This window comes from Sulfurovum sp. MH2-6, from assembly GCF_058374785.1.
The window spans coordinates 2,417,760-2,442,939 of record NZ_CM178170.1 but is presented as its reverse complement, the minus strand read 5'-3'; the positions used below and the strand labels follow the sequence as shown (position 1 = coordinate 2,442,939).

At 43.4% G+C, this 25,180-nt stretch carries 27 protein-coding genes and 3 tRNA genes; 22 read left to right on the top strand and 8 right to left on the bottom strand.

The genetic code is table 11. The annotated features are described in order from the left end of the window. The 5 genes from AC4JOV_RS12425 to AC4JOV_RS12405 all read left to right on the top strand — a co-directional run bounded on the left by AC4JOV_RS12425 (position 1) and on the right by AC4JOV_RS12405 (position 5,858). Positions 1–831 (top strand): glycosyltransferase family A protein, encoded by an 831-nt coding sequence (locus AC4JOV_RS12425; RefSeq protein ID WP_229937267.1) that lies wholly within the window; start codon positions 1–3, stop codon positions 829–831. A 3-nt stretch (positions 832–834) separates the two neighbouring features. Beyond that, positions 835–1,962 (top strand): glycosyltransferase family 4 protein, encoded by a 1,128-nt coding sequence (locus tag AC4JOV_RS12420; protein WP_229937268.1) that lies wholly within the window; start codon positions 835–837, stop codon positions 1,960–1,962. A 178-nt stretch (positions 1,963–2,140) separates the two neighbouring features. Then, the gene (locus tag AC4JOV_RS12415; protein WP_229937269.1) at positions 2,141–2,974 is read left to right on the top strand and encodes a hypothetical protein; all 834 of its coding nucleotides are present in this window, start codon (positions 2,141–2,143) and stop codon (positions 2,972–2,974) included. Next, positions 2,967–3,719, top strand: a complete 753-nt coding sequence (locus AC4JOV_RS12410) for a glycosyltransferase family 2 protein (RefSeq protein ID WP_229937270.1) — start codon at positions 2,967–2,969, stop codon at positions 3,717–3,719. Before AC4JOV_RS12415 ends, AC4JOV_RS12410 begins: the two co-directional genes overlap by 8 nt. A gap of 30 nt (positions 3,720–3,749) precedes the next feature. Beyond that, the gene (locus AC4JOV_RS12405; RefSeq protein WP_491522157.1) at positions 3,750–5,858 is read left to right on the top strand and encodes an STT3 domain-containing protein; all 2,109 of its coding nucleotides are present in this window, start codon (positions 3,750–3,752) and stop codon (positions 5,856–5,858) included. 9 nt (positions 5,859–5,867) lie between these two features. On the opposite strand, the gene AC4JOV_RS12400 is transcribed toward AC4JOV_RS12405, so the two are convergent. Further along, positions 5,868–6,872 (bottom strand): glycosyltransferase family 4 protein, encoded by a 1,005-nt coding sequence (locus AC4JOV_RS12400; protein WP_229937272.1) that lies wholly within the window; start codon positions 6,870–6,872, stop codon positions 5,868–5,870. A gap of 124 nt (positions 6,873–6,996) precedes the next feature. On the opposite strand from AC4JOV_RS12400, the gene AC4JOV_RS12395 reads away from it, so the two are divergent. From AC4JOV_RS12395 to AC4JOV_RS12380, 4 genes are all read left to right on the top strand, one after another. Further along, entirely contained in the window at positions 6,997–7,248 is a 252-nt protein-coding gene (locus tag AC4JOV_RS12395; RefSeq protein WP_229937273.1) for a ComEA family DNA-binding protein, read from the top strand. 130 nt (positions 7,249–7,378) lie between these two features. After that, complete coding sequence (gene gltX, locus AC4JOV_RS12390) at positions 7,379–8,767, top strand: glutamate--tRNA ligase (RefSeq protein WP_229937274.1); 1,389 nt, start codon at positions 7,379–7,381, stop codon at positions 8,765–8,767. A gap of 28 nt (positions 8,768–8,795) precedes the next feature. Continuing rightward, complete coding sequence (locus tag AC4JOV_RS12385) at positions 8,796–9,707, top strand: substrate-binding domain-containing protein (protein WP_229937275.1); 912 nt, start codon at positions 8,796–8,798, stop codon at positions 9,705–9,707. 2 nt (positions 9,708–9,709) lie between these two features. Continuing rightward, a complete protein-coding gene (locus tag AC4JOV_RS12380; protein WP_229937276.1) occupies positions 9,710–12,196 on the top strand; it encodes a putative bifunctional diguanylate cyclase/phosphodiesterase in 2,487 nt (828 codons plus the stop codon). Here AC4JOV_RS12380 and AC4JOV_RS12375 read toward each other — a convergent pair. Beyond that, positions 12,193–12,843 (bottom strand): MqnA/MqnD/SBP family protein, encoded by a 651-nt coding sequence (locus AC4JOV_RS12375; RefSeq protein WP_229937277.1) that lies wholly within the window; start codon positions 12,841–12,843, stop codon positions 12,193–12,195. The genes AC4JOV_RS12380 and AC4JOV_RS12375 overlap by 4 nt on opposite strands. A 116-nt stretch (positions 12,844–12,959) precedes the next feature. Beyond that, the gene (locus AC4JOV_RS12370) at positions 12,960–13,115 is read right to left on the bottom strand and encodes a hypothetical protein (RefSeq protein ID WP_229937278.1); all 156 of its coding nucleotides are present in this window, start codon (positions 13,113–13,115) and stop codon (positions 12,960–12,962) included. A 49-nt stretch (positions 13,116–13,164) separates the two neighbouring features. Between AC4JOV_RS12370 and AC4JOV_RS12365 the strand changes: the two genes are divergently transcribed. The 5 genes from AC4JOV_RS12365 to AC4JOV_RS12345 all read left to right on the top strand — a co-directional run bounded on the left by AC4JOV_RS12365 (position 13,165) and on the right by AC4JOV_RS12345 (position 16,521). Further along, positions 13,165–13,392, top strand: coding sequence for a hypothetical protein (locus AC4JOV_RS12365; RefSeq protein WP_229937279.1), 228 nt, complete (start codon positions 13,165–13,167; stop codon positions 13,390–13,392). Between the two features lie 3 nt (positions 13,393–13,395). Then, a complete protein-coding gene (locus AC4JOV_RS12360) occupies positions 13,396–13,617 on the top strand; it encodes a MoaD/ThiS family protein (RefSeq protein ID WP_229937280.1) in 222 nt (73 codons plus the stop codon). A gap of 154 nt (positions 13,618–13,771) precedes the next feature. Continuing rightward, positions 13,772–14,206, top strand: a complete 435-nt coding sequence (locus tag AC4JOV_RS12355) for a molybdopterin synthase catalytic subunit (protein WP_229937281.1) — start codon at positions 13,772–13,774, stop codon at positions 14,204–14,206. Positions 14,207–14,298: 92 nt separating this feature from the next. Beyond that, a complete protein-coding gene (locus AC4JOV_RS12350) occupies positions 14,299–15,501 on the top strand; it encodes a molybdopterin molybdotransferase MoeA (protein ID WP_229937282.1) in 1,203 nt (400 codons plus the stop codon). A gap of 366 nt (positions 15,502–15,867) precedes the next feature. Beyond that, positions 15,868–16,521 carry a LexA family transcriptional regulator gene (locus AC4JOV_RS12345; protein WP_229937283.1) on the top strand — a complete coding sequence of 218 codons (654 nt, stop codon included), beginning with the start codon at positions 15,868–15,870 and terminating at the stop codon, positions 16,519–16,521. 108 nt (positions 16,522–16,629) lie between these two features. On the opposite strand, the gene AC4JOV_RS12340 is transcribed toward AC4JOV_RS12345, so the two are convergent. Further along, entirely contained in the window at positions 16,630–16,962 is a 333-nt protein-coding gene (locus AC4JOV_RS12340) for a TraR/DksA family transcriptional regulator (RefSeq protein ID WP_229937284.1), read from the bottom strand. A gap of 54 nt (positions 16,963–17,016) precedes the next feature. On the opposite strand from AC4JOV_RS12340, the gene AC4JOV_RS12335 reads away from it, so the two are divergent. From AC4JOV_RS12335 to AC4JOV_RS12315, 5 genes are all read left to right on the top strand, one after another. Beyond that, positions 17,017–17,238 (top strand): (2Fe-2S)-binding protein, encoded by a 222-nt coding sequence (locus AC4JOV_RS12335; protein ID WP_229937285.1) that lies wholly within the window; start codon positions 17,017–17,019, stop codon positions 17,236–17,238. Further along, a complete protein-coding gene (locus AC4JOV_RS12330; RefSeq protein ID WP_229937286.1) occupies positions 17,238–17,600 on the top strand; it encodes a DUF309 domain-containing protein in 363 nt (120 codons plus the stop codon). The genes AC4JOV_RS12335 and AC4JOV_RS12330 overlap by 1 nt, the downstream gene beginning before the upstream one ends. Then, positions 17,584–18,858 (top strand): SagB family peptide dehydrogenase, encoded by a 1,275-nt coding sequence (locus AC4JOV_RS12325; RefSeq protein ID WP_229937287.1) that lies wholly within the window; start codon positions 17,584–17,586, stop codon positions 18,856–18,858. Before AC4JOV_RS12330 ends, AC4JOV_RS12325 begins: the two co-directional genes overlap by 17 nt. Positions 18,859–18,992: 134 nt before the next feature. Then, positions 18,993–19,499, top strand: a complete 507-nt coding sequence (locus tag AC4JOV_RS12320) for a YeeE/YedE thiosulfate transporter family protein (RefSeq protein ID WP_229937288.1) — start codon at positions 18,993–18,995, stop codon at positions 19,497–19,499. A gap of 126 nt (positions 19,500–19,625) precedes the next feature. Next, positions 19,626–20,279 (top strand): YeeE/YedE thiosulfate transporter family protein, encoded by a 654-nt coding sequence (locus AC4JOV_RS12315; protein WP_229937289.1) that lies wholly within the window; start codon positions 19,626–19,628, stop codon positions 20,277–20,279. A gap of 344 nt (positions 20,280–20,623) precedes the next feature. Here the strand turns inward: AC4JOV_RS12315 and AC4JOV_RS12310 are convergent, their stop codons facing one another. The 4 genes from AC4JOV_RS12310 to AC4JOV_RS12295 form a co-directional block, all read right to left on the bottom strand. After that, positions 20,624–20,956 carry a translation initiation factor gene (locus AC4JOV_RS12310; RefSeq protein WP_229937290.1) on the bottom strand — a complete coding sequence of 111 codons (333 nt, stop codon included), beginning with the start codon at positions 20,954–20,956 and terminating at the stop codon, positions 20,624–20,626. Between the two features lie 151 nt (positions 20,957–21,107). Then, a complete protein-coding gene (locus AC4JOV_RS12305; RefSeq protein ID WP_229937291.1) occupies positions 21,108–22,274 on the bottom strand; it encodes a calcium:cation antiporter in 1,167 nt (388 codons plus the stop codon). 20 nt (positions 22,275–22,294) lie between these two features. After that, the gene (mgtE, locus tag AC4JOV_RS12300) at positions 22,295–23,659 is read right to left on the bottom strand and encodes a magnesium transporter (RefSeq protein WP_229937292.1); all 1,365 of its coding nucleotides are present in this window, start codon (positions 23,657–23,659) and stop codon (positions 22,295–22,297) included. A 221-nt stretch (positions 23,660–23,880) separates the two neighbouring features. Continuing rightward, entirely contained in the window at positions 23,881–24,618 is a 738-nt protein-coding gene (locus tag AC4JOV_RS12295; protein ID WP_229937293.1) for a YaaA family protein, read from the bottom strand. A gap of 155 nt (positions 24,619–24,773) precedes the next feature. On the opposite strand from AC4JOV_RS12295, the gene AC4JOV_RS12290 reads away from it, so the two are divergent. The 3 genes from AC4JOV_RS12290 (at position 24,774) to AC4JOV_RS12280 (ending at position 25,090) form a co-directional block, all read left to right on the top strand. Then, positions 24,774–24,850: transfer RNA gene (locus tag AC4JOV_RS12290), tRNA-Thr, on the top strand. Positions 24,851–24,911: 61 nt separating this feature from the next. Then, a tRNA-Tyr gene (locus AC4JOV_RS12285) sits at positions 24,912–24,996 on the top strand. A gap of 17 nt (positions 24,997–25,013) precedes the next feature. After that, positions 25,014–25,090: transfer RNA gene (locus tag AC4JOV_RS12280), tRNA-Gly, on the top strand. Positions 25,091–25,180 lie beyond the last annotated feature (90 nt).

Below are 25,180 nucleotides of genomic sequence, written 5' to 3'. Positions count from 1 at the left end.
ATGCAAAATAGAAAAATAATAATAAGCTGTACTTCTACAAAAAATAGATTGAACTTTTTGTATTATATGTTGATTTCATTGCAAAAACAGACTTTACAACCGGACCTCATTTATATCAATCTTTCAAAACAACCTTATTTATTTGACGAGGGTATATCAACGTTACCCGATTGGTTGAAAAACAATGAGAAAGTTATTGTTAATTTTGTTGAAAATACAGGACCATATAGAAAATTAAATCCTTTATTTGAGAAAAATTTAGTTAAAGATGACGACTTGATTATCACGGCGGATGATGATATTTTATATGGTGAAAACTGGATAAAAAATTTAGTGAAAGAGAGTGACAGAAATCCAAAAGATATTGTATGTTGCAGAGCGAGAAAGATGCAAAAGAATATTTTTGGAAAATATACAAACTACAGTATGTGGAGTTTAATCAATAAGACTCACAAACAAATAAATATATTACCAACCAATGGCGCAGGTACTGTTTTTAAAAAATCCTTTCTGGATATTCAATTTTTACTGGATAAAAAATATTTAAATATTGCTCCTACGACAGATGATCTATGGTTCAAAATGGCATCAATGCGAAAAAATATTAATATATCGGCCTGTCCATATATAGATAGGGAAAATATATACTTAAAACATACATCTGGGTTAGACAATATTAATTTTTTGGTACATAAAAAATTTTTTATTAATAAAATTTACAATAATACTATTGGTAAGGGTCTAGATTATTTGGGTTTTGGTAGGACAAAAAACGATTTAGCATGGAAAGAAATTGTTTATTTTTCTTCTAAGAGTATTTTGGAGAAATGAAAAGTGAAAAATGTATTAATTACAAGTAGTACTTATTTACCAAATATTGGAGGTATAGAAAATTCACTTTACTATCTTGCAAAAGCTGGAACACAAGATAATATAACAATTGTATCTAGTGATATTGTTAATAAAGTTGAAGGTTCAAGCAAAAGAGAGGAATTGGATTGTCGTATTATCAGATATCATGTTCCAGGAAATAAAAATAAAGTATTAAAAATAATTTTAAATTGGAAAAACGCTATCAATGCATATAGACAGATGAAAAAAGAAGGTTGTGATATCGTAATAAGTAGATATCATTTTAGTACTGTGCTTTGTTATCTTGCCGGATTGAGAAATATAAACTATATCGTTCCCGGAGTCGTGAAATATCAGACTACGCTTGAAAGTGCAAACAAATATTCAAACTCTATAATCCGTAATATATCTTATTATTATCATTACTGTTTACAGTATTTGGCTTTTAAAGTGAGTGATAGAGTATTTGTATTTAGTGACAATATGGAAAAACAAGTACATTCAGTTGATAAATCATGTACCGTGATTAAAACTTCACCTGGAGTAGATTCCGAAAGATTTTACTATATAGAAGAGCAGAGTAACTCACTCATTCATTTACTTATCGTTGCTAGATTAACTGAGGCTAAAAACATCAACATAGCTATTGAGTCGCTTTTATATCTTCCTGCTAACTATAGATTAACGATCGTAGGAGATGGTCCATTACTTAAAGAGCTTCAAACATTATCTGCTAAATTAAAGTTAGAGGAAAGAGTGAAATTTGAGGGTGCTCAGGCAGAGGTGGTTTCATATTATAGTAAAGCACATATCTTTTTACTCCCTTCAATCTATGAACCTTTTGGGCAAACACTTTTGGAGTCTTCAAGTTGTGGTATTCCTACCGTTGCTTTTGACAGTAGTATCGTAAAGACTGCTACGGTAGATATACTTGCTGATTATGCCATTTATGCTCAAGAGCTAAGTCCTAAAAGCTATAGTGAAGCAATTCTGAAAGCATATGAGCTTTATTATAAAACGAACAAAATAAGTAGAAAAAGTTTGAGAGACTATATAATCAAAAAGTACTCATGGAGTAATCTATATAATAAAATTTTAGAAGTCTCATGAGATAATTCTTGTAGTTGCTGATTTAATATGTTTTAAGAAAGAGACTCTCTAGCAATATCAGGGTGTTTTGGGAGTTATGCTAAAATAAGATAATCTAAATCTAGCCTATAGAATAAAAAGAGTTTGCAATGATTTTAATCTAAGGATTCGTTATCAACAAAGTGAAACAATTAATAAAATGATCAATAAACTATATGTATTAATATCTACGATAGACAGTAGAATTTTAAACATCAAAAATATCTTACAGTCTTACGATGAAAATATTCATTATATCATCAGTCATCAGCAGAATGGTGAGATAGATGATCTGTCTATAGAGCAATTTATCAATGAACTTGAACAACGAGAAGATGTAACTTATAGTGCTTTAGAAGACAGAGGCGTAGCGATCAATAGAAACAATACTCTAAATCTCATTAGACCTTCTGTTCTCTGTTTGATACTGGATGATGATGTTGTTTTGTGCAAAAATGCATTGGGTAATGTACGCCGAACTTTTAAAGAAAACCCTTCTGCGGACTTCATATCATTTAAAATTTTAGACTTGGAGGATAAGGATTTTAAGTCCTATCCCAAAGTAAAACAATGGCATAGCTTACGCACACTTACCGGAATAGGAACAACGGAGATCGCTTTTAAGAGTGACTTTATTCTCCGTCACAAAATACGGTTTGATGAAAACTTTGGTCCAGGTACTCAAAGGTATCCTTCGGGTGAGGATTTTATTTTTACGATGGATCTGTATAAAAGAAAAGCAAAAATGCTGTTTGTCCCGATACCTATTGTAAAACATCCGCAAAACAGCACAGGAAATGATTGGACCGCAAAGATTGTGTTTGCAAAAGGAGCAGTATTCGCAAGAGTTTTTGGGTATCTGTCTTTTATTGTGGATATATATTTCAGTTTGAAACATCACAAAGAGTACAAAAAAGAGTATACATTCTATCGGTATCTTAAACTGATGTGGTCAGGCAGTTATGACTTTTTAAGCAGGAAATGTGATGCGTGAATTAGTCTCTATCATCACCCCCTCCTATAACAGTGAGAAGTTCATTGCCCAGACGATAGAGGCTGTGTTGGATCAGACCTATAATAACTGGGAGATGATCATTGTTGATGATCAAAGTACGGATAATTCTGTGAAGCTTATTGACGCTTATGCACAAAAAGATACACGCATTAAGTGTATTGTGCTGGAAGAGAACAGCGGTCCTGCAGTGGCAAGAAACAGGGCGATCGAGGAGGCACAAGGGAGATACATCGCCTTTTTGGATGCGGATGATCTTTGGATGCCCCAAAAGCTTGAAAAACAGATCGCCTTTATGCAAAAAGAAAACATCGCTTTGAGTTACACCGGATACTACCGTTTTGAACAATCTAAAGATCAGATCAAAGATGAGATCACTGTGCCGTTGAAGGTGGATTATCATGAACTTCTCAAGCAGAATATCATCGGATGTTTGACAGCGGTGTATGACACCGGGATATTGGGAAAAGTCACTATGCCGCTGATACGCAAGCGGCAGGACTTTGGCCTATGGCTGAAGATCTTAAAAGAAGTTCCCTATGCCTATGCGCTTCAAGAACCTTTGGCCTATTACAGGATACATACAGACTCTATCTCCAGCAATAAGATCATTACAAGTAAATATAACTGGAAACTTTACCGTGAAGTAGAAAAACTGCCCTGGTATAAAGCGGTTTACTACTTTGCTTGGTATACTTATAGAAGTCTTTTGAAGTATAAATCATAAAAATCCAGAGAGGTATATATGCAGTCCCCAATGAATGACAATAAAAGAGTTGATACAAAATATCTAGTGCTACTGATGCTTTTGGCCTACGCCTTTAGTTTTCTGATCCGTATGATATGGGTATGGCAGTTTCAGGATAACCCGAATTTTTACTGGAATGATCAAATCATGATCAATACCAATGATGGTTACTTCTTTGCGGCTGGTGCGCAGCAGGCGCTTTTTGATATGCATCAGCACAACCCGAGGATTCCGGATATCTATAGCTACGGGATGGTCTTTTTGACGACCTGGCTGGTGAAGCTGACCCCTTTTAGTCTGGAGACAGTGACACTTTATCTACCGGCAGTGATATCAAGTCTCGTGGTGATCCCTGTTATTTTGATCGCAAGACTGTATGGTCAGGCTCTCTGGGGATTTTTCGCTGCGCTGCTGGGTTCGATCGCATGGAGCTACTACAACCGTACGATGATCGGTTACTATGATACCGATATGTTTTCGGCGATGGCGCCGATGTTCATTCTGTACTTTTTGATGAAGAGTACGATTGACTTCAATCTGCGCAGTGCCTTGTATGCGGCGATCGCGATCTCTATCTACCCGTTTTTGTATGATCAGGGTGCATCGGTCATCTATGCGATAGGGATCATCTATGGGCTCTATCTTGTCTGGTATCACCGTGAAGAGAAGTTGACCTATAGCTCACTTTTGCTGGTATTCCTTGCGATGATCCCCTTCGGCCTGCCTGATCCTTCCGAGTATCTGGTCCATATCGTGTTGGTTCTGGCAGCCTACGGTGTCCTCTCAAAAACATCAATATCCCAGAAATATCTTATCGGTGCATCCGCAGCAGCCTTTATCGCATTGCTTTTCTTTGGGAATGTCTTTGGTCTTATCCTGGGCAAGATGATGAGCTATATGGCTACGGGAACCAAAGCTGAAGGGCTTCATTTCTTTGGAGTGCATCAGACGGTACGAGAGGCAGGTAAGATACCGTTTGATGTGTTTGCCAACCGTATCAGCGGTTCGGTACCCGGATTGATTGTTGCAATGCTGGGTTATCTGCTGTTGGTCGTGAAGCATCGTGCGTTTCTTTTGGCACTTCCGTTGATGGGGATTGGTATGTTCGCCTTGTGGGGGGGACTGCGTTTTACGGTATATGCTGTGCCGGTAGCAGCGATGGGTGCAGTCTACCTCTTTTATCTTCTGGGAAGTTACTTCGGCAGTAAAAAAGCACAGTATGCATTGGTCGTGGCCGCTACTGCTGCACTGCTCTACCCCAATATCACGCATATCATCGGATATAAAGTCCCGACGGTCTTGACAAACAATGAGGTACAGGACCTGGAGACCTTGAAGTCGATAGCAAAGCCTGAAGACTATACCTTGACCTGGTGGGACTACGGGTACCCTGTCTGGTTTTATTCTGAAACCAATACATTGATCGATGGCGGGAAGCACCAGAATGACAACTTTATCATTTCAAAGCTTCTACAGACCCCTTCTGCGGAACTTGCGGCTAACCTCAGTCGTTTGGCAGTAGAGACCTATGTAGACTCCGGGTATAAAGTGGTTGCAGACACGCTCTTTAAAAACAGACAGAAGGATCAGCTCGATCCGAATCTGATGCTCTCTGAACTGGAGCTGCCAAGCTATCAACTGCCTCCAAAGACAAGAGATATCTACCTCTATCTTCCTTACCGTATGTTGCGGATATTCCCTACGGTAACGCAGTTTGGAAATCTGGACCTGAATACCGGGAAACCGTTGCGTGAGGTTAAGTTCTACTCCTTATCTCTGGCGGAGCAGAACAATGAACTCTGGAAGTTTAGCAACGGTATTGTGATGGATGTGAAAAAAGGTGAACTGTACCTTGGCAGACAAAAAAGTGATATCAAGTTGTTTATCGTGACAGAAAACTTAACCAATGGTGAAGTAAAGGCTAAAGCGCAACCGTATCATGAAGAGGGCAAGTATGTTGTCATCTATATGAAAAGTTACGGACAGTTTCTTATGATGGACAGAGAGACATTCCACTCTACCTATGTTCAGATGTTTATACTGGGGAAATATAACTCAGATCTATTCGAGCTTGTGGTATCAAGCCCCTACAGCAAGATCTATCGTCTCAAAAAATAAGAGAAAGCACTACGCTGTTTTCTCTTTTTGAAAGAGAAAGCGGTAGAGCATACCGTAGCATATGACAAATACCACTACGATCAGGATATTGGCTTTTGAGTTGTGCGGGTATAGCGATGAGAAGAGGATAAAAGGTGCGTAACCCGCAAGCAGCAGTATAGAAGTCAGCGGGTTGTTTCTCGTAAGGTGCCTGTAGACAAGCATATGAAGATGGTAGGCATCCGGCTGCAGAGGGGAACGTCCCGCTTTCAGCTTGCGGTAGATCGAAAAGATCACCTCCCATACAGGATAGATCAGGATAGCCAAAATGTACCACGGGCTGATTTTGGTGTAGGTACTTGCCAAAAAGATACCTATCAGTGCGATGACAAAGCCGATGAGGTATGCCCCTCCGTCTCCCATAAAGATATGCCCTTTGGGAAAGTTGACGATAAAAAATGCCAGCAGGGTACTTCCCACGATCAGGATCATGTTGAGCATCTCCTGGTCTCCTACGATCAATGCGGTATGCCCAAGAGAAAGCAGTATGATCAAAGCAGCTCCCGATGCAAGACCGTTGAAGCCATCGATAATATTCATGGCATTCATCAATCCCACGATACTGAAGAGACTGAAGGTGATGGCTACAAGGTAGGGCAGGTAGATACCAAGGCCCAGGTAACTGATAACCGAGTGCATAAGCAGGATCGCAGCTCCGGCAGCAAACATTTGTAAGAGCAGACGGACCTTTGGCGGCATAGATCGGTGAAAATCTTCAAAGATACCGCTGCAAAAGGCTAAGATCATTGAAACAAGCAGTTTCCAGCCGATAGGCGTGAAGAGGAGGGTGAACATACCCAGCAGAATACCGATCCCTCCTGCACGTGGTGTTGAATCCTGGTGAAACCGTTGAGGTTTATCCTCCAGGTGAGAGTCTATAAAGAGGTTAAACCTTTTGCTGTATCTGATAGTAATGATCTGCACTGCCAATGAGATCAGAAATGCACTGAATGCAAGCTCCCATGCATAGGTCATGAAGTACCTTTTTTAAAGAAATTTTAACATGATAGCTTAAATGCACTATATTTAACGTAAAGATAAATATGCTAAGATAGGTTGCCTCTTGGAAGAGGGGTAATATCAATAAAAAGGGGACAAAATGTTCAAGAAAATCATTCTGGGTATCTTAGTGTTTGTCGGCAGTTCATTGATGGCGATGAGCGTCAGTGAACTCAATGCGGCTTCAAAAGAGGAGCTGATGGCGATCAAGGGCATCGGCGCTGCAAAAGCTGAAGCGATCATTGAAGAGAGAAAAAAGGGTGCCTTTAGCTCTGTAGATGATCTTGTCAGAGTGAAGGGTATCGGGGCATCAACGGTAGAGAATGTCAAAAACGATGTCAAATCAAAATAGAAGGTCTAAGTAGTCCAAAAACTTAGCCGAAAATACATCGGCAGAGAGGAGTATTCTCTTTGTCGGTGTGACACTCTCCTTTTAACCACAACTTTGTTACAATTTCATAATTTAATTTCAAGGTATTACTATGGCAGTCACACGTTTTGCACCCTCTCCGACAGGGTATTTGCATATCGGCGGACTTAGAACCGCACTTTTCTCATGGCTTTGGGCGAAAAAAACAGGTGGAGAGTTTCTGCTCCGTATCGAGGATACGGATCTTGCACGTAACTCGGAAGCGGCACTGGATGCGATCATTAAGGCATTTGATTGGGTAGGGATGAACTATGACGGTGAAGTACTCTATCAATCCAAACGTTTTGATCTTTATAAAAAGTATATCCAGCAGCTTCTTGATGAGGGGAAAGCCTATAAATGTTATATGGGCAAAGAGGAGCTTGATGCCCTTAGAGAGTCTCAAATGGCTGCAGGTGAGCGCCCCCGTTATGACGGAAGATACCGTGATTTTACTGGGACACCTCCGGAGGGAGTGAATCCTGTGATTCGTATCAAAGCACCAAAAGAGGGAACGATCTCTTTTACAGACGGTGTCAAAGGTGAGTTCAGTGTTTCAGCAGACGAAGTGGATGACTTCATCATCGCACGGAGTGATGGGACACCGACCTATAACTTCGTCGTAGCGATTGATGATGCGTTGATGGGGCTTAGTGATGTGATCCGTGGAGATGATCACCTCTACAACACACCTAAACAGATCGTTGTCTACAATGCATTGGGCTTCACGCTGCCAAAGTTTTACCATGTGGCGATGATCAATAACGAACAGGGGAAAAAACTTTCAAAGCGTGATGGGGCTACCGATGTAATGGAGTACGAGAAGCTTGGATTCCTGCCTGAAGCACTGCTGAACTTCCTTGTGCGTCTCGGGTGGAGTTACGGGGACCAGGAGATCTTCAGTATCGAAGAGATGATAGAACATTTTGAACCGAACAACCTGAGCAGATCATCTTCAAACTATAACCTGGACAAGCTTCTTTGGCTCAATGCCCACTATATCAAAAATACGCCGAACGATAGACTGGCGGATCTGCTTCACCCGTTTGGTGTGGATATCAGAGAGCATGATAAGATCGAACTGCTGCTTGATGCAACCAAAGAGAGAGGAAAGACGCTTGTTGAACTGGCAGAGCAGATCAAGTTGATCCTTCATCGCCCTGCAGTATATGATGCGAAAGCAGCAAAAAAAGCCTTTAAAGGTGAGGCAAAAGAGGTGCTTTCAGACTTTGCCGAGATGTTGCAAAACTGGGAAAAGGCACTCCACCTTCCATGTGACTACCATGAGGTACTCGAGAAGATCGTTGAGACCAAAGAGATCGGATTCGGTAAGATCGGCCAGCCGCTTCGCGTCAGTCTGCTTGGAAGTATGACGGGTTCAGGACTGGATGAGATCATGGCGATCCTGGGAGTGGAAGAGACAGTAGAAAGAATCAACAAGGCGATCGCTGAGATCGAGTAGATCATTTTCCTAATAGAAGGAGGGAACGATGAAGCCCGTGCGCTATGTGATATGGCTATTGTTTATCGTAACGGGTCTTCTCTGTGCCTCGGAGAAATCTCTGGTGGCATTTGCTCAGGATACGATGGCAAATGATTTCAGGAAAGCACAAGTGCATGAGGTAGAAGAGACGCTTTCCCATTATCCCGATATAATGTTTCTCTCTTCAGATGCCGAAGGCAGGATCTCCTTGATGATCAATCAGATAGAGCACTTTATCGCACAAAAAGTGGATGTCCTGATCGTAGGTACCAATGATGCTTCAGCCATAGTCCCGGTAGTCGAAAAAGCGTACAGTTCAGGTATCAAGGTGGTGATCCTTGACCGGGGGGTTGATACGGATGGCTACACGACATTTATCAATTCGGACAATCGGAAAATCGGTACACTTGCAGCAGCGTTTATTGCCAAGGAGTTGAACCAAGAGGGAAAAGTACTGCTCTTTGAGGGGTTGGAAAATATTGATGTCACAGAGCAAAGAACACAAGGTTTCCTGGAAGAGATCCGAAAGTATGAAAAGATTCAAGTGATCACACGCAGAGGCAACTACCTGAGAAGAGATGCGATTATAGAGATGGAAAAGCTTATCTCTGAAGGTATCCGGCTGGATGCCATTTTCTCTGAAAGTGACAGTATGTTAAGCGGTGTACGTGCCGTGTTACGTCGCCACGGTATTGACCCGGACTCATTGATTATGGTAGGATGTGACTATACAAGTGAGGCAAAAGAGGCCATTATGCAGGGGACACAGAGCGCCTCTGTACTGTTCCCGCTGGGAGGGAAAAAAGCTGCGGAGGTTGCAGTGACACTGCTGAAAGGGGAGGGTGTCCCCAAACATATTCAGATACCGGTGAAATTGGTGACCAAAGAGAACGTTAAAGAGGTGTCCCCTATATTTTAAAAATGAAAAATCTAAAACTCAGCCATAGTCTTTCACTTTTAGTATTGGTTGCAATCATTGTACTGGTAAGTTTTTTGGGTATCTATTTTGATACGGTCATGAAAAAAAATTATATGGCAAATACCAAAAAACGTATGGTCAATGGTTTTACCAGACTCTACAATGAAACCAAACAGACTGAGGAAGAGCTAAAGGAGGGGGTCTCCTTCATTAAGACGGATAAGTATCTTATCAGCTCGATTGACCTGATCAATAACTATCAAAACAAGTATGACTATCATGCGATATTGTTGGATGAAGAGAAAAAAATGATCGTCAAGCAACTGCTTGACAGAGTGAAGCTCTCTTTGAACGATGATATCGCCCTTTATGATAAAGATGAAGAACTCATCGCCTTTGTTCAGAAGGAGAGGGATGAGTACAGACTGAATTTTTTCTCTTATGAGCAAGGTGACCGGATACTCCAGAGTAAACTTGAGAGTCAACAAACCTATCAAAAGATATCCTACAAAAAAGATCCGCTGATCCCCTTTCAGCATAGGCCGTACTATAGTATGCAAAACTTTCCTGAAGGCATTATAACCTATCACTATGCAAACGGAAATCTGGTCATCAAGTCACATCAGAGTCTCTATAGCAAGGATGGTAAGCAGATCAAGGCGCATATCGAGATCTCCCATATCATTGCAAGCAGTGATCTATCGGCACTCTCCAATGCGCTGGGGATGAAGCTGGAGACAAGTCAGCACTCACCGTATGCGTCCCATGCGCTTTTCCTCAATAACCCCAAAGGATTTGATGGGTTGGAAGTTTTTGAGAAAAATGACAGCTATTGCACAGCAGTAAAGCTCAAAACCGAAAACGGTATGGTCTATTTCACTGCCGGGCTTGATACTTCAATACTTCTTGATACCCTGTATGAGAACAGGTATCAGCTGCTCTCTATTTTGGTGATCGTCACTCTCTTTGTACTGTTATCTCTGCATCAGTTTGTTTTACGGAGGTTGACACAGCCGCTTAACCAGGTAATGGGGCAGATAGAGAAGATAGAACGTAGCGACTATACCCCCTCAGAAGCTGTTCATACCGGCGATGAACTGGAGATGATCTCTGAGAATATCAATCAATTGGCCCAGACGATACAAAAGCGGGAGAGGGAGCTGAAAGCATCCCAAAAAGACCTTGAGTTTCTCTCCTTTTATGATGCTTTGACCAATTTGCCTAACAGACGTCTTTTTATGTCCAAACTTGAATATGCGCTCCATAAAGCGGAAGTAAACGGCACAAAGCTGGCGATTATGTTTTTAGATATCGATCAGTTCAAACAGATCAATGATACGCTGGGACACAATGTCGGTGACAAGCTTTTGCAGGCAGTCGCGACACAACTGAACCATGCGATACGTTCTGTCGATACTTTGGCACGTATCGGCGGAGATGAGTTTATCCTGATGATCGAAAATATAGAAGGGGCAAAAGTACTTGAAGAGACAGCGCAAAAGATCCTGAGTCTCTTTAATGAACAGTTTGTATTGGATGAACATACGCTCAATACTACCGTAAGTATCGGTATCTCTGTCTACCCTGAAGATGGGGAGGATACGGTGACCCTGATCAAACATGCGGATATGGCGATGTATCACTCGAAAGACCGTGGACATAACGGATACAGTTTCTTTTCAAAACAGTTGGCCTCTGAAGTGGAAAAGAGGGCGGAATGGATCAATGCACTGAAATCGGCGATCCGTCACGGTGAAGAGTTCCATCTTCTCTATCAGCCGAAGATATCGATCAGTACCGGGAAAATCATAGGTATGGAAGCCCTTCTTCGATGGGAAAGCAAGCATTTTGGTCTTCTTGGACCGGATGAGTTTATCGACCTGCTTGAAGAGACCAATCTCATCATACCATTAGGTGAGTGGGTGACACAAAAAGCCTGTAGTGATTTCATGAATTTGCGTAAAGAGGGATATACGATGCAGCAGGTAAGCATCAATATCTCAATCATTCAACTTTTTAAGGATGATATTGCCAAGATGGTTGAGAAGGTGATACAAAATACAGAGATTGATCCGAGCATGATCGAGCTTGAAATCACAGAGAGCTTTTCTGCCAACTATAAAGAACAGGTACTTCAGACGCTCTACAAATTAAGAGATATGGGGGTGGAATTAGCCATTGATGACTTCGGTACCGGATATTCATCGATGGCATACCTGCAAAAACTTCCCGTTACACGCCTGAAGATCGATAAGTCATTTATCGATGGAATTCCGGAGTCAAAGGAGAGTGTCGCTATTGTCAAAGCGATCATAGCTCTAGCCAAGACCTTTGATTTGAAGATCACAGCAGAAGGTGTAGAGACCGAAGAGCAGTTAACGTATCTCAAGGGGCTTGAATGCGATGAGGTCCAAGGGTACTATTATGCAAAACCTATGGATCTTGAGAGACTCAAAAGATTGTGCGACAAGATCAATCGGCCTTTTTAGTGTTTTTTGTGTGCACGAGTCAAGAAAAGCTTTAACGCTTTTTTAGATCGGTAGTCCATGGTATAGTTGATATGTTCCAGGTACCACAACACCTCTTTGGGTGTGATCCCTCTTTTTTTGGCTTCTCTTTTCAGCATATATTGGGGTATACGTACCTTGGTATGAGCAAACTCTTTTGCCAGTGCCTCTACATTTTTTTTGTGTCGGTTATAACAGAGCCGGGCAAAGACAAAAGGAAGTTTCGTCTCTGCATACCAAGCCTCTGCCAAGTCGATACCTTCACCGCCTGAGAGATAATACTTGAGTGCCTGGTCCCCGATAAGCACTTGCCCTTTAAGATCCAGCACTTTTGCAAGTCGGTTGGAAGTAGCGGAAGCGGGATCGATCTCTTCTTTTCCGGGAATGACGAAGACACTATAGACTTTTTTGTTTGCAATGATCCCCAGGTCGGTACATTGACGTCTTCTGGACTCTATCGATGAGATAAAAGCGGCATTGACCTCTCCTCTTTTGAGTGAGGCGTTGATCTGGCTCGGTACGGCACGCTTATAGCCAAAGGCCATTTTTGCGGCATTGGAGCGAATATGTTTTTTCAAAAAGAGCTGAAAAGGGAGAAGGTTAAGGTAACTGATAGAACCAAATAACATCGATATAGATATGCTCCAAAAATCTGATAAACCTAAGTTCGTCGAATTTAGGTTTTAAGCGTAATTATAGCAAACAACTTTTATAATCCGAGTCAATTGGAAAGTATTTTATGTTTTTATACTTTAAAGAGTACCGGCGCTGTGAAGTCTCCGCTGAGGAGAAGAGCGTGAAGAGGAGCTTTGCTTCTCTTCAAATTGGCAAAGAGCCGTCCGCTGACAAACATTAAAATGCAGTGCAGGCGAAGCACTTCCTGGCGAAAGCCTGATGCCATCTTTTTACTAAATGAAAAGTTGTGAAATGCAGCGTCGTAGGACAAAAGCGTGGAGAGGAGCTTGGCTTCTCTTCAAATTAGCAAAGAGCTGTCCGCTGAGGACAAAAGCGTGGAGAGGAGCTTAGCTTCTCTTCAAATTAGCAAAGAGCTGTCCGCTGAGGACAAAAGCGTGGAGAGGAGCTTAGCTTCTCTTCAAATTAGCAAAGAGCTGTCCGCTGAGGACAAAAGCGTGGAGAGGAGCTTAGCTTCTCTCCAAATTAGCATAAAAAAAGAGTGATATATGATAAAAGTAGAATTTTTAGGTCCTATAGGTAAAGCACCGATCGAGATAGAGGCCGATACACTTGCCGATGTCTCTGTCAAGCTAAAAGAAGATGAGACGATCGCACCTTGGCTAAGCAAGTGTGCCGTAGCTGTAAATGATACGATGGTGAATGATCGTAACTTTGAACTCAAAGATGGAGACAGGGTATCGATCCTTCCTCCTGTGTGTGGTGGATGATATTTTGATCTTATCAAAATAAGCTAATAGTGAAAAGTGAAGAGAGAGTAGTGAGGGTATGCTGTACTAAAAGTACCGCCTTTAATTTGATAAAAGTTTTGCTTTGCAAAACAACCTACACTATTCACTTTTCACTTTAAAAAGGAACTTTTTAATGGAATTATATAGCGGACCGCTGGATGTCAAAGAGATCTTTGGGCGCTGGCTGGATGAAGAAGCAGAGTCAAACTATGGAGCGTATATCCCTTTTGTCGGTACGATCCGTGCTGAAGGTGAGATAGATGCACTGAGCTTTGATATCTATGAACCGGTATTGAGATCATGGTTTGAGCGTTGGCAGCAAAAAGCCAAAGAGCGGGGAGCGATCGTCAAGATGGCACACGCTATCGGTGATGTCCCTGTGCACACCTCTTCATATATCTCTGCGGTATTTTCTCCCAAGCGCCGTGTGGCACTGGAGTTGATTGACGAGTTTGTAGAGGACTTTAAGGCCAATGCCCCGATCTGGAAGTATGACGTGATAGCGGGCAAAAGAATCTACGCAGAAGATCGTAGTACGCCGATGGACGGTTCAGGACTTTTACACTAACTGCGCGTAGGGTGCGTAATCACGCACCAAGAAACGATAGATTAAAATGGTGCGTGATTACGCACCCTACGAAGATAAGGAACACAACATATATGTTTATGCACTTTGACGAATCGATGCAGATCATAGAAGATCAGCAGATCAATCATTATAAGACAAAAAAACTTTACCTGATGGAGTCATTAGGGTATGTATTGGCTGAAGATATCATTACCGATCATAACTCTCCGGCTTTCCCGACGTCGGCAATGGACGGATATGCGTTCAAACATGAGGATATCACTCTGGGAAGGCTAAAGATCGCAAGTATCAACCCTGCAGGATCCGACAAAAAAGAGGAAGTACTGGGCGGAAGCTGTATCAAAACCTTTACCGGATCATTGATGCCTCAGGGTGCAGATACACTGATCCCTATAGAGAATGTAGAGGTGGAGGGTGATGAGATCATCATCAAAGAGGAAGTGCCGTACGGGTTTGCTGTCAGAGAAGTCGGTGAAAACTATGCCCAAGGGCAAAAGCTGATCCCTCAAGGTACTATGATCGATTTCCCTCAGATCGGAGTGATGGCCAGTCTCAATGTGGTAACTCCGTTGGTCTATGAGAAGCCGACTGTCGCTATCCTCTCTACAGGTTCAGAACTTTTAGAGCTCGGAGAGACGCAGACCAATGATGCCCAGATAAGAAGCTCTAACAACTATATCCTCGAAGCTATTACCGCGAAGTACGGCGGAAGGGCACTTCAGATGGGCTGTGTCAAGGATGATAAGCAGAGTATCATGAATGCAGTAGCATCTGCACTGGAGCAGAGTGATATCGTAGTGACGACCGGTGGGGTGAGCGTAGGTGATTTTGACTTTGTCAAAGATGTCATTGCTGAGCTCGGTGCAGAAGTCCTTTTCAAAGGTGTACGTATCAAACCGGGGCAGCATATTATGGTGGCAAGGAAAGAAGACAAGTTCATTGTCGGGCTGCCAGGCTTTGCCTACTCCTCAACCGTAACCGCACTACTTTATCTCTTGCCGTTGATCGCAAAACTGCAGGAAGGCAAGTGCGCTTTGCGTAAGGTCAAAGCGATACTGGATGAACCGTTTAACAAACGTGCGAAAAAAGCAGAGTTTACCGCATGTAACCTCAATCTGATAGGTGGCAAGTATCATGTTGATTTTGAAGATAAAAAGGTAGGAAGCTCTGCGATCCTGACCAATATGCTTGGAGATGTGGCGCTGCTCTTTACTTCTGAGGAGGAGGGACCCAAAGAGAAAGGGGATGAGGTAACAGTACTAGTCCTGGACTAGGCTGTGACCTTTGTGTGTAATTTGATATAGAGTGCCAGCTGGGCTACAGTTTGGCATCCTGCATTGATCGCTTCATTGATAAGATCTCTTTCGCTTTTATAATTCATTTTCCATCCTTTTATATAGATGCGCTTAGAAGAAAATTTCTTAAGCATATAGTCTCTTAGACAGACCGCCCCTGCGTGATTATCACGCTGCCAATCACGAAAGCCACCATTTAGATATGACGTTTTCTTGTTAAATAATATGTCATATATGGATTAAAATAATAAAAATATCCCAAATTGTAATACTTTTAGAAAAAATATACTATAATGTAAAAACGAATCCTCACTTGAGTGATATATATAATATAAGGAGATCGAAATGTTGATTTTAAGTGAAATTATCGAGAAACTGAAAGATGTGATTTCTGAAAGTGTACCGGGGAAAAAAGTCTTTGATAAAGATGTTGCTTCTGCTCTCAATATCCCTCAGAGTACTTTTGCTACGATGAAGAAGCGTAACTCCATCCCTTATGAAGAGATCCTGGAGTTCTGTGCCCTTAGAAAGATATCAGTGAACTGGCTCTTCTTCGATCAGGCGGTCGATATGCTCAAAGAGGAGACAGAAAAGTTCTTTCATGTACGCTACTTTTCGGATATCCGTGCAAGTGCAGGGGGCGGGGCCGAGGTTTTTGATGAAAATTTCGAGATGATCACGATCGATGAGAAAGTGATGCACAGTATGGTAGGAGTGGGCAATACCGATCTGGAAGCGATCCATGTGGATGGTGAATCGATGGAGCCGACCCTTCAGGACGGATCGATCGTATTTGTCGACCGCACCCAGACGAGTCTCAACAAAGACGGTATCTTTATTGCTTCAACCACAGCAGGGCTCTTTATCAAGCGTATCCGCCAAAGAGCAGACGGGATGGTAGAGTTGATCTCGGATAACAAGAACTACTCTCCTGAAGTCCTGGCTCCGGACGAGGTTTCTATTGTCGGAAAAGTAGTAGGAAACATAGAAAGCCTTTAATAAGCGTTGAGCGCTGAGCAATGAGTGTTGAGAAAAATATTTGATAAGATGAACGAAAGTGTGATTTGCTATTATCAGCACTCAGCACTCAGCACTCAGCACTCAGCACTAATTTGCACACGCCACGCATTTTACAGATTCAGGACGGATGCTCATCCGTTCGAAGCCTATCTCTTCTTCGCACTCTATACAGATACCGAACATCTCTCTATCTACCCGAAGCAGGGCATTTTGCAGTCTGGTAAGGCGTAGCCTGGATGCATCAAGTATCTTGTGGTTGATCTCCTGTGCGTTTATCGTTTCTGTACGGGTAAGCGCATCGAGGCTGCAGTCGGTAGCAACGGGCATGTTTTTCTCTTCAAGTGTTTTGATCTGCAAAGTAAGTGTGGCGATATCGCTCTCTATCTTCTCTTTGATGATATTTTTCTCTTCACTTGTCATACTTTTACCTTGATATGCTATATTGGCATTATACACAAATAAGGAGATATCCTGATGCCTGATGAGAGTACACTGATATGTTACTGCCATGATGTCACACTGGGGCAGCTTGCAACGTACATCAAGGAGCATAAGATCAATACCGTTCAGGAGATCTTGGAGGATACTGACTTTGTCTGCGGTGACACCTGTGAGAATTGCCGGGAAGAGGGGTATAACAATGACGGACTCTCTATGGCAATGGCGATAGGGATGGTGAAGAGAGGATATATCTAATGCTGAAGATGAATTATGATCTTGAAGGTGCACTCAGAGAATATATGATGCTGCTTGATAAAGAGGAGTATTTTGAAGCACACGAAGTGCTTGAGGAGGCATGGCATCCGCTACGTCTCTCTTACCATCCGCTGCGCAATCTTGTCAAGGGGTTGATCAACGGTGCGATCACTTTTGAACATATCAAACGCAACAGAAAGAAGATGCCTGCAAAAGCGCAGAAGGTGATCGCCTCCTATGAGCGCTACAAGCATATGAGCAGACCGGAGATAGAACATGCCCCACTCTTTGCAGATGCGTGTCAGAAGATCGAAGCTCTGAAGAGAAGACACCAAGAGGTCTTTGATGTTTTGGTATCATGAGCAGACACAACACTCTTATGTGTCGGTGAGGAGCAATCCCAATCAGCTTGACTGGTCCTCTCAACCCTCTACCTATAAAAACTATCCTGACAGTTATCCAAAACGAAAACTCGACCTTGAGAATGAAGAGGATAATTTCCTCTACCACATTGCGGGATTGACGGCGAAGAAGAGTTATCCCGGTTTTGAGTACTACCTCCGTATCAATCCCAGTGCAGGCGCACTCTATCCCAATGAACTCTATTTTCAGTCAAGAGGGGTAGAGGGAGTAGAAGACGGGGTCTACCATTATGAGGTAGCCACGCACGCTATCACGCTAATCGCACCCATTAGCGAAGAGGAGGGACTGGAGCCCTATCTGGGGTATGATCATGCGATGGAGGGGTATCTTTTTTTGGTCTCGGCGATCTACTACCGTTCCAGCTGGAAGTATAAAGACCGTGCCTTTCGCTATTGTCTGTTGGATGCAGGACATCTGCTTGGAAGTATAGAAGCTGCAGCCCTGCTTAAACCGCATGCCGTACAGATACTCTACACTATGGATAGAGAGAAACTCAACCGGATGTTCGGCTTTGAGGAGAGAGAGTTCTTCCTCTCTGCAGCGATGCTGGCCATCCCCAGAAAAGCGCAGAAGATCGATGCAGTGGAGTTTGCACTGCCTTATGTAGAGGGGAGCGGAACATTTGAACCCAATGAGAAGATCATGCGTGCGTACAGGGAGACAATGCGGCTTGAAGGATGCCGAAAAGCACTCAATGCCCCCAGGTTTGACTATAGGTATGATACACTTAAAGAGACGATTTTCAATAGACGTTCCCAGAGGGGATTTGAGGGCGGTGCGATCACCAAAGCACAATTCTCTTATATCATGGAGATGATCACGCAACCGGTACTCTCCGACTGCGACGAGGAGGTATCGGTCTATGCCGTACTCAACCGGGTAGTGGATATGCCGCTTGGCGTTCAGAGAGAGGGTGCCTATATCAAATACGGAGATTTTGCAAGAGAGGCGGGGTATCTCTCTCTTGAGCAGTATAGTCTGGCGGAGAAGGGTGCGGTGACCTTTTTCCTTACTTCCAAAGCCCGTAACTATCAGGCCATGTATCAAAAAGCTGGTATCATCGGACATCGGCTCTATATCGCATCAAACTATCTGGGGATCGGATGCAGCGGGATCGGCGCCTATTATGACGAAGAGGTGAACGCATTTCTGGAAAATGATGAGATGGTACTTTATACACTTGCGACAGGCCGTTGAGAGGAGCGTACCGATCATAGTGTGACCAGAGTTAGATCGCTCCTCACTAAAATTGAACAACTTCATAAGATAATTAAATTTTATTATTTAGTTAACCCTCTGTTATAATTTTACAAAAATAATAAAGGGTTATTATGAGTAGACTTCCATGGTGGATGGGCGGGATACTGCTCTCCGCACTTTTGTTGATGACCTTCTCTATCTATGGGGCAGACAGGGCGATCGGTGCTTCGACCTATGTACCGTACTTTGCAGGATTGGTATTTGATCTTGATTTTGAGAAGTACAGCTATCTCAAAGAGATCGAAAAATCAGGTGCCTGGGAAGGGGTGATGCTTCTTGGGATGCTGATCGGAGGTTTTATCACCTCTCTCTTTTTGACCAAATCCTTCCGTATCTCTTTCATCCCGACAGGATGGAAGAGATATAAAAACACGTCAGTGCTTTCCCGTATGGTTTGGAGTTTCTTTGCCGGATTCATTATGATCATCGGGGCGAGAATGGCAGGAGGATGTACAAGCGGTCACTTCCTTTCAGGGATGAGTCAGATCGCTATCTCGGCGATCATCTTCGGTGGTGTGGTAATGGTGACACTGATTATCACGGGTAGACTCTTTTATAATGTAAAAGAGAAGGAATAAAAATGAAACATTTTTATTCAATGAACTGCACAAGTGCAGTGAGCCCACTGCTGAAGTGGACGCAGTGTCAACGTAGTGATCTTGGCTTTGCTGAGATCACGTTATATCAAAACGAGGAGAAGTAGGATGAACACAGTGACAGAAAATACAGGGCTTTTCTCTCGTATCGGAGAGATGTTTGAAAATGTCGTCCAGCAGGAGTACGGCTCTTTGATGCTCGTCCTGCTGATCGGTATCATTTTTGGCGGGATCATCCAGTATACCAGGGTAGATAAGTTCGAGAAGATCGCAGGGTTTTCGATGCTGAAAGACACGATCGTTCCCAAAATGCTCTTTTTGACGGTAGGGTTGAGCAGTATCGGGCTCTACTTTATGATCGAATCGGGATATGCGCACTATCATGTGAAGCCGATCCTTTGGCAGGGGCTTGTGATCGGAGGTATACTTTTTGGTATCGCGATGGCGATCCTGGGTAAATGTCCCGGAACGGGGCCTGTCTCAATCGCCGAGGGGCGTATCGATGTTCTGGTCGGTGCGATCGGTGGTCTCTTGGGAGGTTTGCTCTTCACACTCTACTATGATGATATCTTTAAGCCGCTGATGGGAGAGAGTGCCGGGAAACTGACACTGCCCGAACTTTTCCCTGGAAGTGAACATACCGTCGTACTGATCTTCGGTATCGCCGTAACACTGATCGCGATACTGATCCCGAAAGTCGAGATGTTTGATGAAGCGGATCTGGACAAACTTCCTGCGGATCAAAGACCGGATCTGAAATAGGGAGTAGATAGTAAGGAGCAGGTAGCAGGTTTGGCAGGCTTTTCTTTGAAAAGCTTTTACTGTTTAAGGGTGGTTTTACCTAAACCATGAAAAAATGCTACCTGCTACCTGCTACCTGCTACCTGCTACCTGCTACCTGCTACCTGCTACCTGCTACCTGCTACCTGCTACCTGCTACCTGCTACCTGCTACCTGCTACCTGCTACCTGCTACCTGCTACCTGCTACCTGCTACCTGCTACCTGCTACCTAATCCTTCACGGCTTCGCTTCGCTACGACCGTTCCGGTTCCGAAGCTATAAACAACAAGTAGTTGTTGTTTACTTTACGCTTCTCATCTGCTACCTACTTCTTAAACCTATATCCCAAATTTTCAAGGTGGGTACGCAACAGTTCGGCGACTTCTCCCTGGAACTCCAGTGTATCCTCTTTGATCGTTCCTCCTGTACCCAGTTTCTTTTTCAATACTTTCAAGAGTGCCTGAAGCGCTTTCTTCTCCAGCTGAAAAGGTTTGACGATCGTGACTACCTTCCCTCGCCGTTTCTCTTTGGCAAAGTGAAGCTGATGTTTTTCGGGTGGTTTCACCTCTGTTGTTTTGTTTTTGGAGGGTTTCTCTTTGTTGTCTGATGACCACTCATCTCCAAAGTTCGCTCCCATTTCAAATAGATTTTCTTTCATAAATATACGTACCTTTAGTTATAGTGTGTATCGAAAAGTATCCCAAGCAAAACGAAGAGTGACAGCAAAAAGATCATGATCTTATAGAGTGTCTCTTCGCTTGGTAGTTTCATCTTATCCTCATTGTATATGGTATATCATTGATTGGATATCAATAATATACCGCGATGATCGCATAACAGACAAAGAACATCAGGTGGGAAAGCCCCTCAAAATAGTTGGTCTGTCCCTCTTCGGTACTTTTCCATGCAAGGATCACCGTCATGATCAGTGCGCCTACCTGCAGGGGGTTGAAGTCCAGCATGAGACTCAGTCCGCTCAGATAGGCAAGCCCAAGGAGGATCGGTACGGTGAGCAGGATAGAGACCACTGAAGCTCCCATGGCGATATTGACGACCCTTTGTATCTGGTCATTTCGTGCAGCCTTGATGGCAGTAAAGATTTCAGGCGAGACCGAGATGATCGCAATGATCAAACCGGCAATTCCTGCAGAGATGCCATACTCTTTGGCGAGTTTTACCCCGTCGCTGGCAAAGACCTCCGCCCCGATGGCGATCAGGGCGATAAGTACAAAGACAACAACGAAGTTGGCGATAGTGTTGAACTTTTCAAAGATATAGTCGCTGTGCTCCTCTTCATTGAGCTCTTCGCCCTCTTTGAGTTTTCTTTTCAGCCTGAAAAAACGGCTTTTTGCCGTAGCCTGGAAAAAATGTGTGTGTGTCTTGGTCTGGAAGATAAAGATAATGATATAGAAGAGCATAAGCACTGCAGCGATACTGTAGCTGGCTTTTTTGATCACTTCATCTCCGTGTTCCGTATGGCTGAGCAGGCTGGGTACCAACAGTGCCAGTGCTGTGACAAAAAGGATCGTCGTGTAGGTACTTGAGGTCTCTTTGTTGTGCTCCTGTTCGACAAACTTCAACCCCCCGATAAACACAGCAAGCCCCAAGAGGACATTCATATCCACGATCACTGCAGAGATGATACCTCCTTTGACGGTCTCTACGACTTCAGGGGAGTGCAGGGCTTCACGAAGGATAAGATAGAGCAGTACGATCTCTACAATGACCGCACTGAAGGTAAGTACCATACTCCCGTAGGGCTCAACCAGTCTTTCAGAAAGGATCTCTGCGATCTCGGAGACTGTCAGAGAGAGTGCGGCGATCCCCAGTGCGGCGAACATGGTAGCCATCGTGCCGCTGCCGCTTTTATGCATGATGATAGCGATAAGGATGGCAATGATCCCTACGGCGATGTCCCAATAATCTTCGATAATGTATTTGAACGGAGTGTGTTGTTGGGTTTCAGAATTTTCCATAACTGCATTATATCCTTAATTTAAAGTAAAACCATGGTTGCCAGACCAAGGAAACTGAAAAAACCTACGACATCTGTCACTGTGGTCAGTAACACGGTTGATCCAATGGCAGGGTCAATGCCGAACCTTTTAAGCCCCAAAGGGATCACGGCACCAAAAAATCCGGCAGAGAGAAGATTGATCATCATAGCCGCACCGATGACCACGCCAAGCATCGGCAGAGCAAACCACCAGTATGCGATAAGCCCCATCACAAGGGCATAGAGCATCCCATTCATCAGTGAAACGACTACCTCCTTATAGATGGTCTCTTTGGCTTCATCGAGATCGATATCCCCAAGTGCCATCTGTCTGACGGTAACGGTCAGTGTCTGAGTACCGGCATTGCCGCCCATAGAGGCAACGATCGGCATCAAGACAGCCAGTGCAACCAGTGACTGGATGGTCGTGTCAAAGAGACCGATGACAAGTGAAGCGGCGATCGCGGTCAGAAGGTTCAGCCCCAGCCAAACTCCCCGGGCTTTTCCTACTTTCCAGAGACTCTCTTCATGTTCAGCCTCGTCATTCACCCCTGCCAGGTGGTAGATCTGGTCAGTTGCTTCCTCTTCGATGATATCGTAAATATCATCCGAGGTGATACGTCCAAGCAGGGTACCTTTCTCATTGACTACCGGTATGACACTGAGGTCATAGTTGCTGACGGCTTCAATGGCCTCTTTGATCTCATCGCTGTCTTTGATTGAAACGGTGATCTTTCCCTCTGCTTCTATGATATCTTTGTAGTACTCTTTGGGCCCATGCAGGATCAGGTCCTCAAGCGGGATCATCCCCAGAAACTTTTTTCTGCCTGATACGACAAACACATGGTGGACATTGCTTACCTGGTTGGTCGCCTTCATATGTTTGAGCCGTTTGATCGAATCTCCGATCGTCTCATCGGTATGTGCCGAAAAAACCTCCACCTGCATATAGGCACCCGCTTCGTTCGCATTATAGGAGATCAACTCTTCGATCGTATCTCTATCTTCACTAGAGAGGTTGCTGAGAATATCACCGGCTTTGGCCTCATCGACCACCTCGATATGCTGGATCAGGTCGGCAGCATCATCGGTATCCAGTTCCTGTGTGAGCTCGGCCAGTTCTTTGGCCCCATGTGCCAGGTAAAACTCTTCCTGCAGGAGCTTTGGAAGCTCGACAAGGACTTCTGCGAGCAGAATATGCGGCAGCTCTGCTAAAAGTTCCTGATAGAGGCGCTTATCTTCTTCCTCGATCTCAATAAGCAGATCAGCGATCTCATAAGGGTGGACACTTAGAGAGAGTCCGGTGTTGTATTCAAGGATGTATTGTCTAATTTTCTCTATATCCAAGAGGAGTTCTTCATTCATTATCATACCTTTGTCTCATCATCAACGCCAATATTTTCAGAAGTGAAATATAGCATAAAAGAATCTTTTTTTAGTATACATTTTTTGTCGATCGTTTGGCAATGATTTGAGCGTATTATGTCAATCACGTATATAGAGGAAAAGGTATGTTGTATAGCTCTATGCGCTCTATAGAGAGTAAGAATCCTTCTAGTGTAAGAGAGGAGACAGCATAGCTGAAGCTATGCCTCTATCTCGTAGATGATCTCGGTTCTGTTCTTTTTCGTTTGTATCTCCTGGACACTCAGTCCCTCGATCGGCAGTTTCATAAAGGCATCAAGAGTCTCTACTCCTGCTTTAGCTACCTCTTTGAGTACGATCCCCCTATAGGCTTTGGCCCAGTGGCTCACCACTTTTCCCTCCTTAACGAACTTAAGTGTTGTGTAGGGTTTGGAAGGTTTGTAGAACTTATCATAAAAACCGGCGCGCAGATCAAGGATATCCTCCTCGGCAAGATAATGGTCCATCAATTCTGTGAGATGCTCCCTGTAGAACTTCTCAACTTTGATCTCTCCCACCGCTTCCCCCTGTTTGAGTCTGTACTCCGGTATCATATCATCGGCACGGAGTACACCGAAAAGATTGGAAAAGAGAATGACATGTCTATCTATATAGTCTTTTGCAGGCGCATCAAGTGTCTCATACCCAAGATGGTCAAATGCCACACCCGTATATCGTTCAACGGCTTTTATCGCAGGTTCATGAATGATATCTTTCATATGTGCTCTTATGTCTGTCTCTTTTTTGAGTCCGAACATTTTTGAGAGTTGGACGAGATCGCCTCTCTGCAGAATGTTCATATAGTGATGCAGAAGCTTGTTTCTATAGGGAAGCAGTTCATTAAAAAGTAGACTGCTGATATCAAAAGGCTGCTCACCTCCGGGTTTTTTTGTTTCGCTTGGTGCTAATAGTATTTTCATTTTTCTCATCTTAACGTCGTATTTTAGGGGTGTATTTTAATAAAAATAGATAAAAAAGAGAAATTTTTAATTTTTTTTCAAAAAACCCTTGACAACCAAAACTTTTTTGTCTATAATTCCCGTCCATTTTGAGTGGAACAACTTAGAATGATGGTGCTGGTGTAGCTCAGTTGGCTAGAGCAGCTGATTTGTAATCAGCAGGTCGGGGGTTCGAGTCCCTTTACCAGCTCCATAAAAATTTATCAGTGTTTGACCAGAAACAACATTAACATTAATTCATTTTAATGATTTTTGGTGAGTTACTCAAGTGGCCAACGAGGGCGGATTGTAAATCCGCTGACTACGTCTTCGGAGGTTCGAATCCTCCACTCACCACCATGTTGACCATAAACGACGCGGGAATAGCTCAGTTGGCTAGAGCGTCAGCCTTCCAAGCTGAGGGTCGCGGGTTCGAGTCCCGTTTCCCGCTCCATGGTATGATCTGGGAGCTGATGTGAAAACCATTAAATACTTCACATTACTACTTAATCAAACACTCATAATTTTTCAAAACAATGTCAAA

Excerpts from the sequence above, each read along its gene's own strand:
- AC4JOV_RS12425 (WP_229937267.1), top strand. The coding sequence starts at position 1 with ATGCAAAATAGAAAAATAATAATAAGCTGTACTTCTACAAAAAATAGA.
- AC4JOV_RS12415 (WP_229937269.1), top strand. The coding sequence starts at position 2,141 with ATGATCAATAAACTATATGTATTAATATCTACGATAGACAGTAGAATT.
- AC4JOV_RS12410 (WP_229937270.1), top strand. The coding sequence starts at position 2,967 with ATGCGTGAATTAGTCTCTATCATCACCCCCTCCTATAACAGTGAGAAG.
- AC4JOV_RS12405 (WP_491522157.1), top strand. The coding sequence starts at position 3,750 with ATGAATGACAATAAAAGAGTTGATACAAAATATCTAGTGCTACTGATG.
- AC4JOV_RS12400 (WP_229937272.1), bottom strand. The coding sequence starts at position 6,872 with ATGACCTATGCATGGGAGCTTGCATTCAGTGCATTTCTGATCTCATTG.
- AC4JOV_RS12395 (WP_229937273.1), top strand. The coding sequence starts at position 6,997 with ATGTTCAAGAAAATCATTCTGGGTATCTTAGTGTTTGTCGGCAGTTCA.
- gltX (WP_229937274.1), top strand. The coding sequence starts at position 7,379 with ATGGCAGTCACACGTTTTGCACCCTCTCCGACAGGGTATTTGCATATC.
- AC4JOV_RS12385 (WP_229937275.1), top strand. The coding sequence starts at position 8,796 with ATGAAGCCCGTGCGCTATGTGATATGGCTATTGTTTATCGTAACGGGT.
- AC4JOV_RS12380 (WP_229937276.1), top strand. The coding sequence starts at position 9,710 with ATGAAAAATCTAAAACTCAGCCATAGTCTTTCACTTTTAGTATTGGTT.
- AC4JOV_RS12375 (WP_229937277.1), bottom strand. The coding sequence starts at position 12,843 with ATGTTATTTGGTTCTATCAGTTACCTTAACCTTCTCCCTTTTCAGCTC.
- AC4JOV_RS12370 (WP_229937278.1), bottom strand. The coding sequence starts at position 13,115 with ATGGCATCAGGCTTTCGCCAGGAAGTGCTTCGCCTGCACTGCATTTTA.
- AC4JOV_RS12360 (WP_229937280.1), top strand. The coding sequence starts at position 13,396 with ATGATAAAAGTAGAATTTTTAGGTCCTATAGGTAAAGCACCGATCGAG.
- AC4JOV_RS12355 (WP_229937281.1), top strand. The coding sequence starts at position 13,772 with ATGGAATTATATAGCGGACCGCTGGATGTCAAAGAGATCTTTGGGCGC.
- AC4JOV_RS12350 (WP_229937282.1), top strand. The coding sequence starts at position 14,299 with ATGTTTATGCACTTTGACGAATCGATGCAGATCATAGAAGATCAGCAG.
- AC4JOV_RS12345 (WP_229937283.1), top strand. The coding sequence starts at position 15,868 with ATGTTGATTTTAAGTGAAATTATCGAGAAACTGAAAGATGTGATTTCT.
- AC4JOV_RS12340 (WP_229937284.1), bottom strand. The coding sequence starts at position 16,962 with ATGACAAGTGAAGAGAAAAATATCATCAAAGAGAAGATAGAGAGCGAT.
- AC4JOV_RS12335 (WP_229937285.1), top strand. The coding sequence starts at position 17,017 with ATGCCTGATGAGAGTACACTGATATGTTACTGCCATGATGTCACACTG.
- AC4JOV_RS12330 (WP_229937286.1), top strand. The coding sequence starts at position 17,238 with ATGCTGAAGATGAATTATGATCTTGAAGGTGCACTCAGAGAATATATG.
- AC4JOV_RS12325 (WP_229937287.1), top strand. The coding sequence starts at position 17,584 with ATGTTTTGGTATCATGAGCAGACACAACACTCTTATGTGTCGGTGAGG.
- AC4JOV_RS12320 (WP_229937288.1), top strand. The coding sequence starts at position 18,993 with ATGAGTAGACTTCCATGGTGGATGGGCGGGATACTGCTCTCCGCACTT.
- AC4JOV_RS12315 (WP_229937289.1), top strand. The coding sequence starts at position 19,626 with ATGAACACAGTGACAGAAAATACAGGGCTTTTCTCTCGTATCGGAGAG.
- AC4JOV_RS12310 (WP_229937290.1), bottom strand. The coding sequence starts at position 20,956 with ATGAAAGAAAATCTATTTGAAATGGGAGCGAACTTTGGAGATGAGTGG.
- AC4JOV_RS12305 (WP_229937291.1), bottom strand. The coding sequence starts at position 22,274 with ATGGAAAATTCTGAAACCCAACAACACACTCCGTTCAAATACATTATC.
- mgtE (WP_229937292.1), bottom strand. The coding sequence starts at position 23,659 with ATGAATGAAGAACTCCTCTTGGATATAGAGAAAATTAGACAATACATC.
- AC4JOV_RS12295 (WP_229937293.1), bottom strand. The coding sequence starts at position 24,618 with ATGAAAATACTATTAGCACCAAGCGAAACAAAAAAACCCGGAGGTGAG.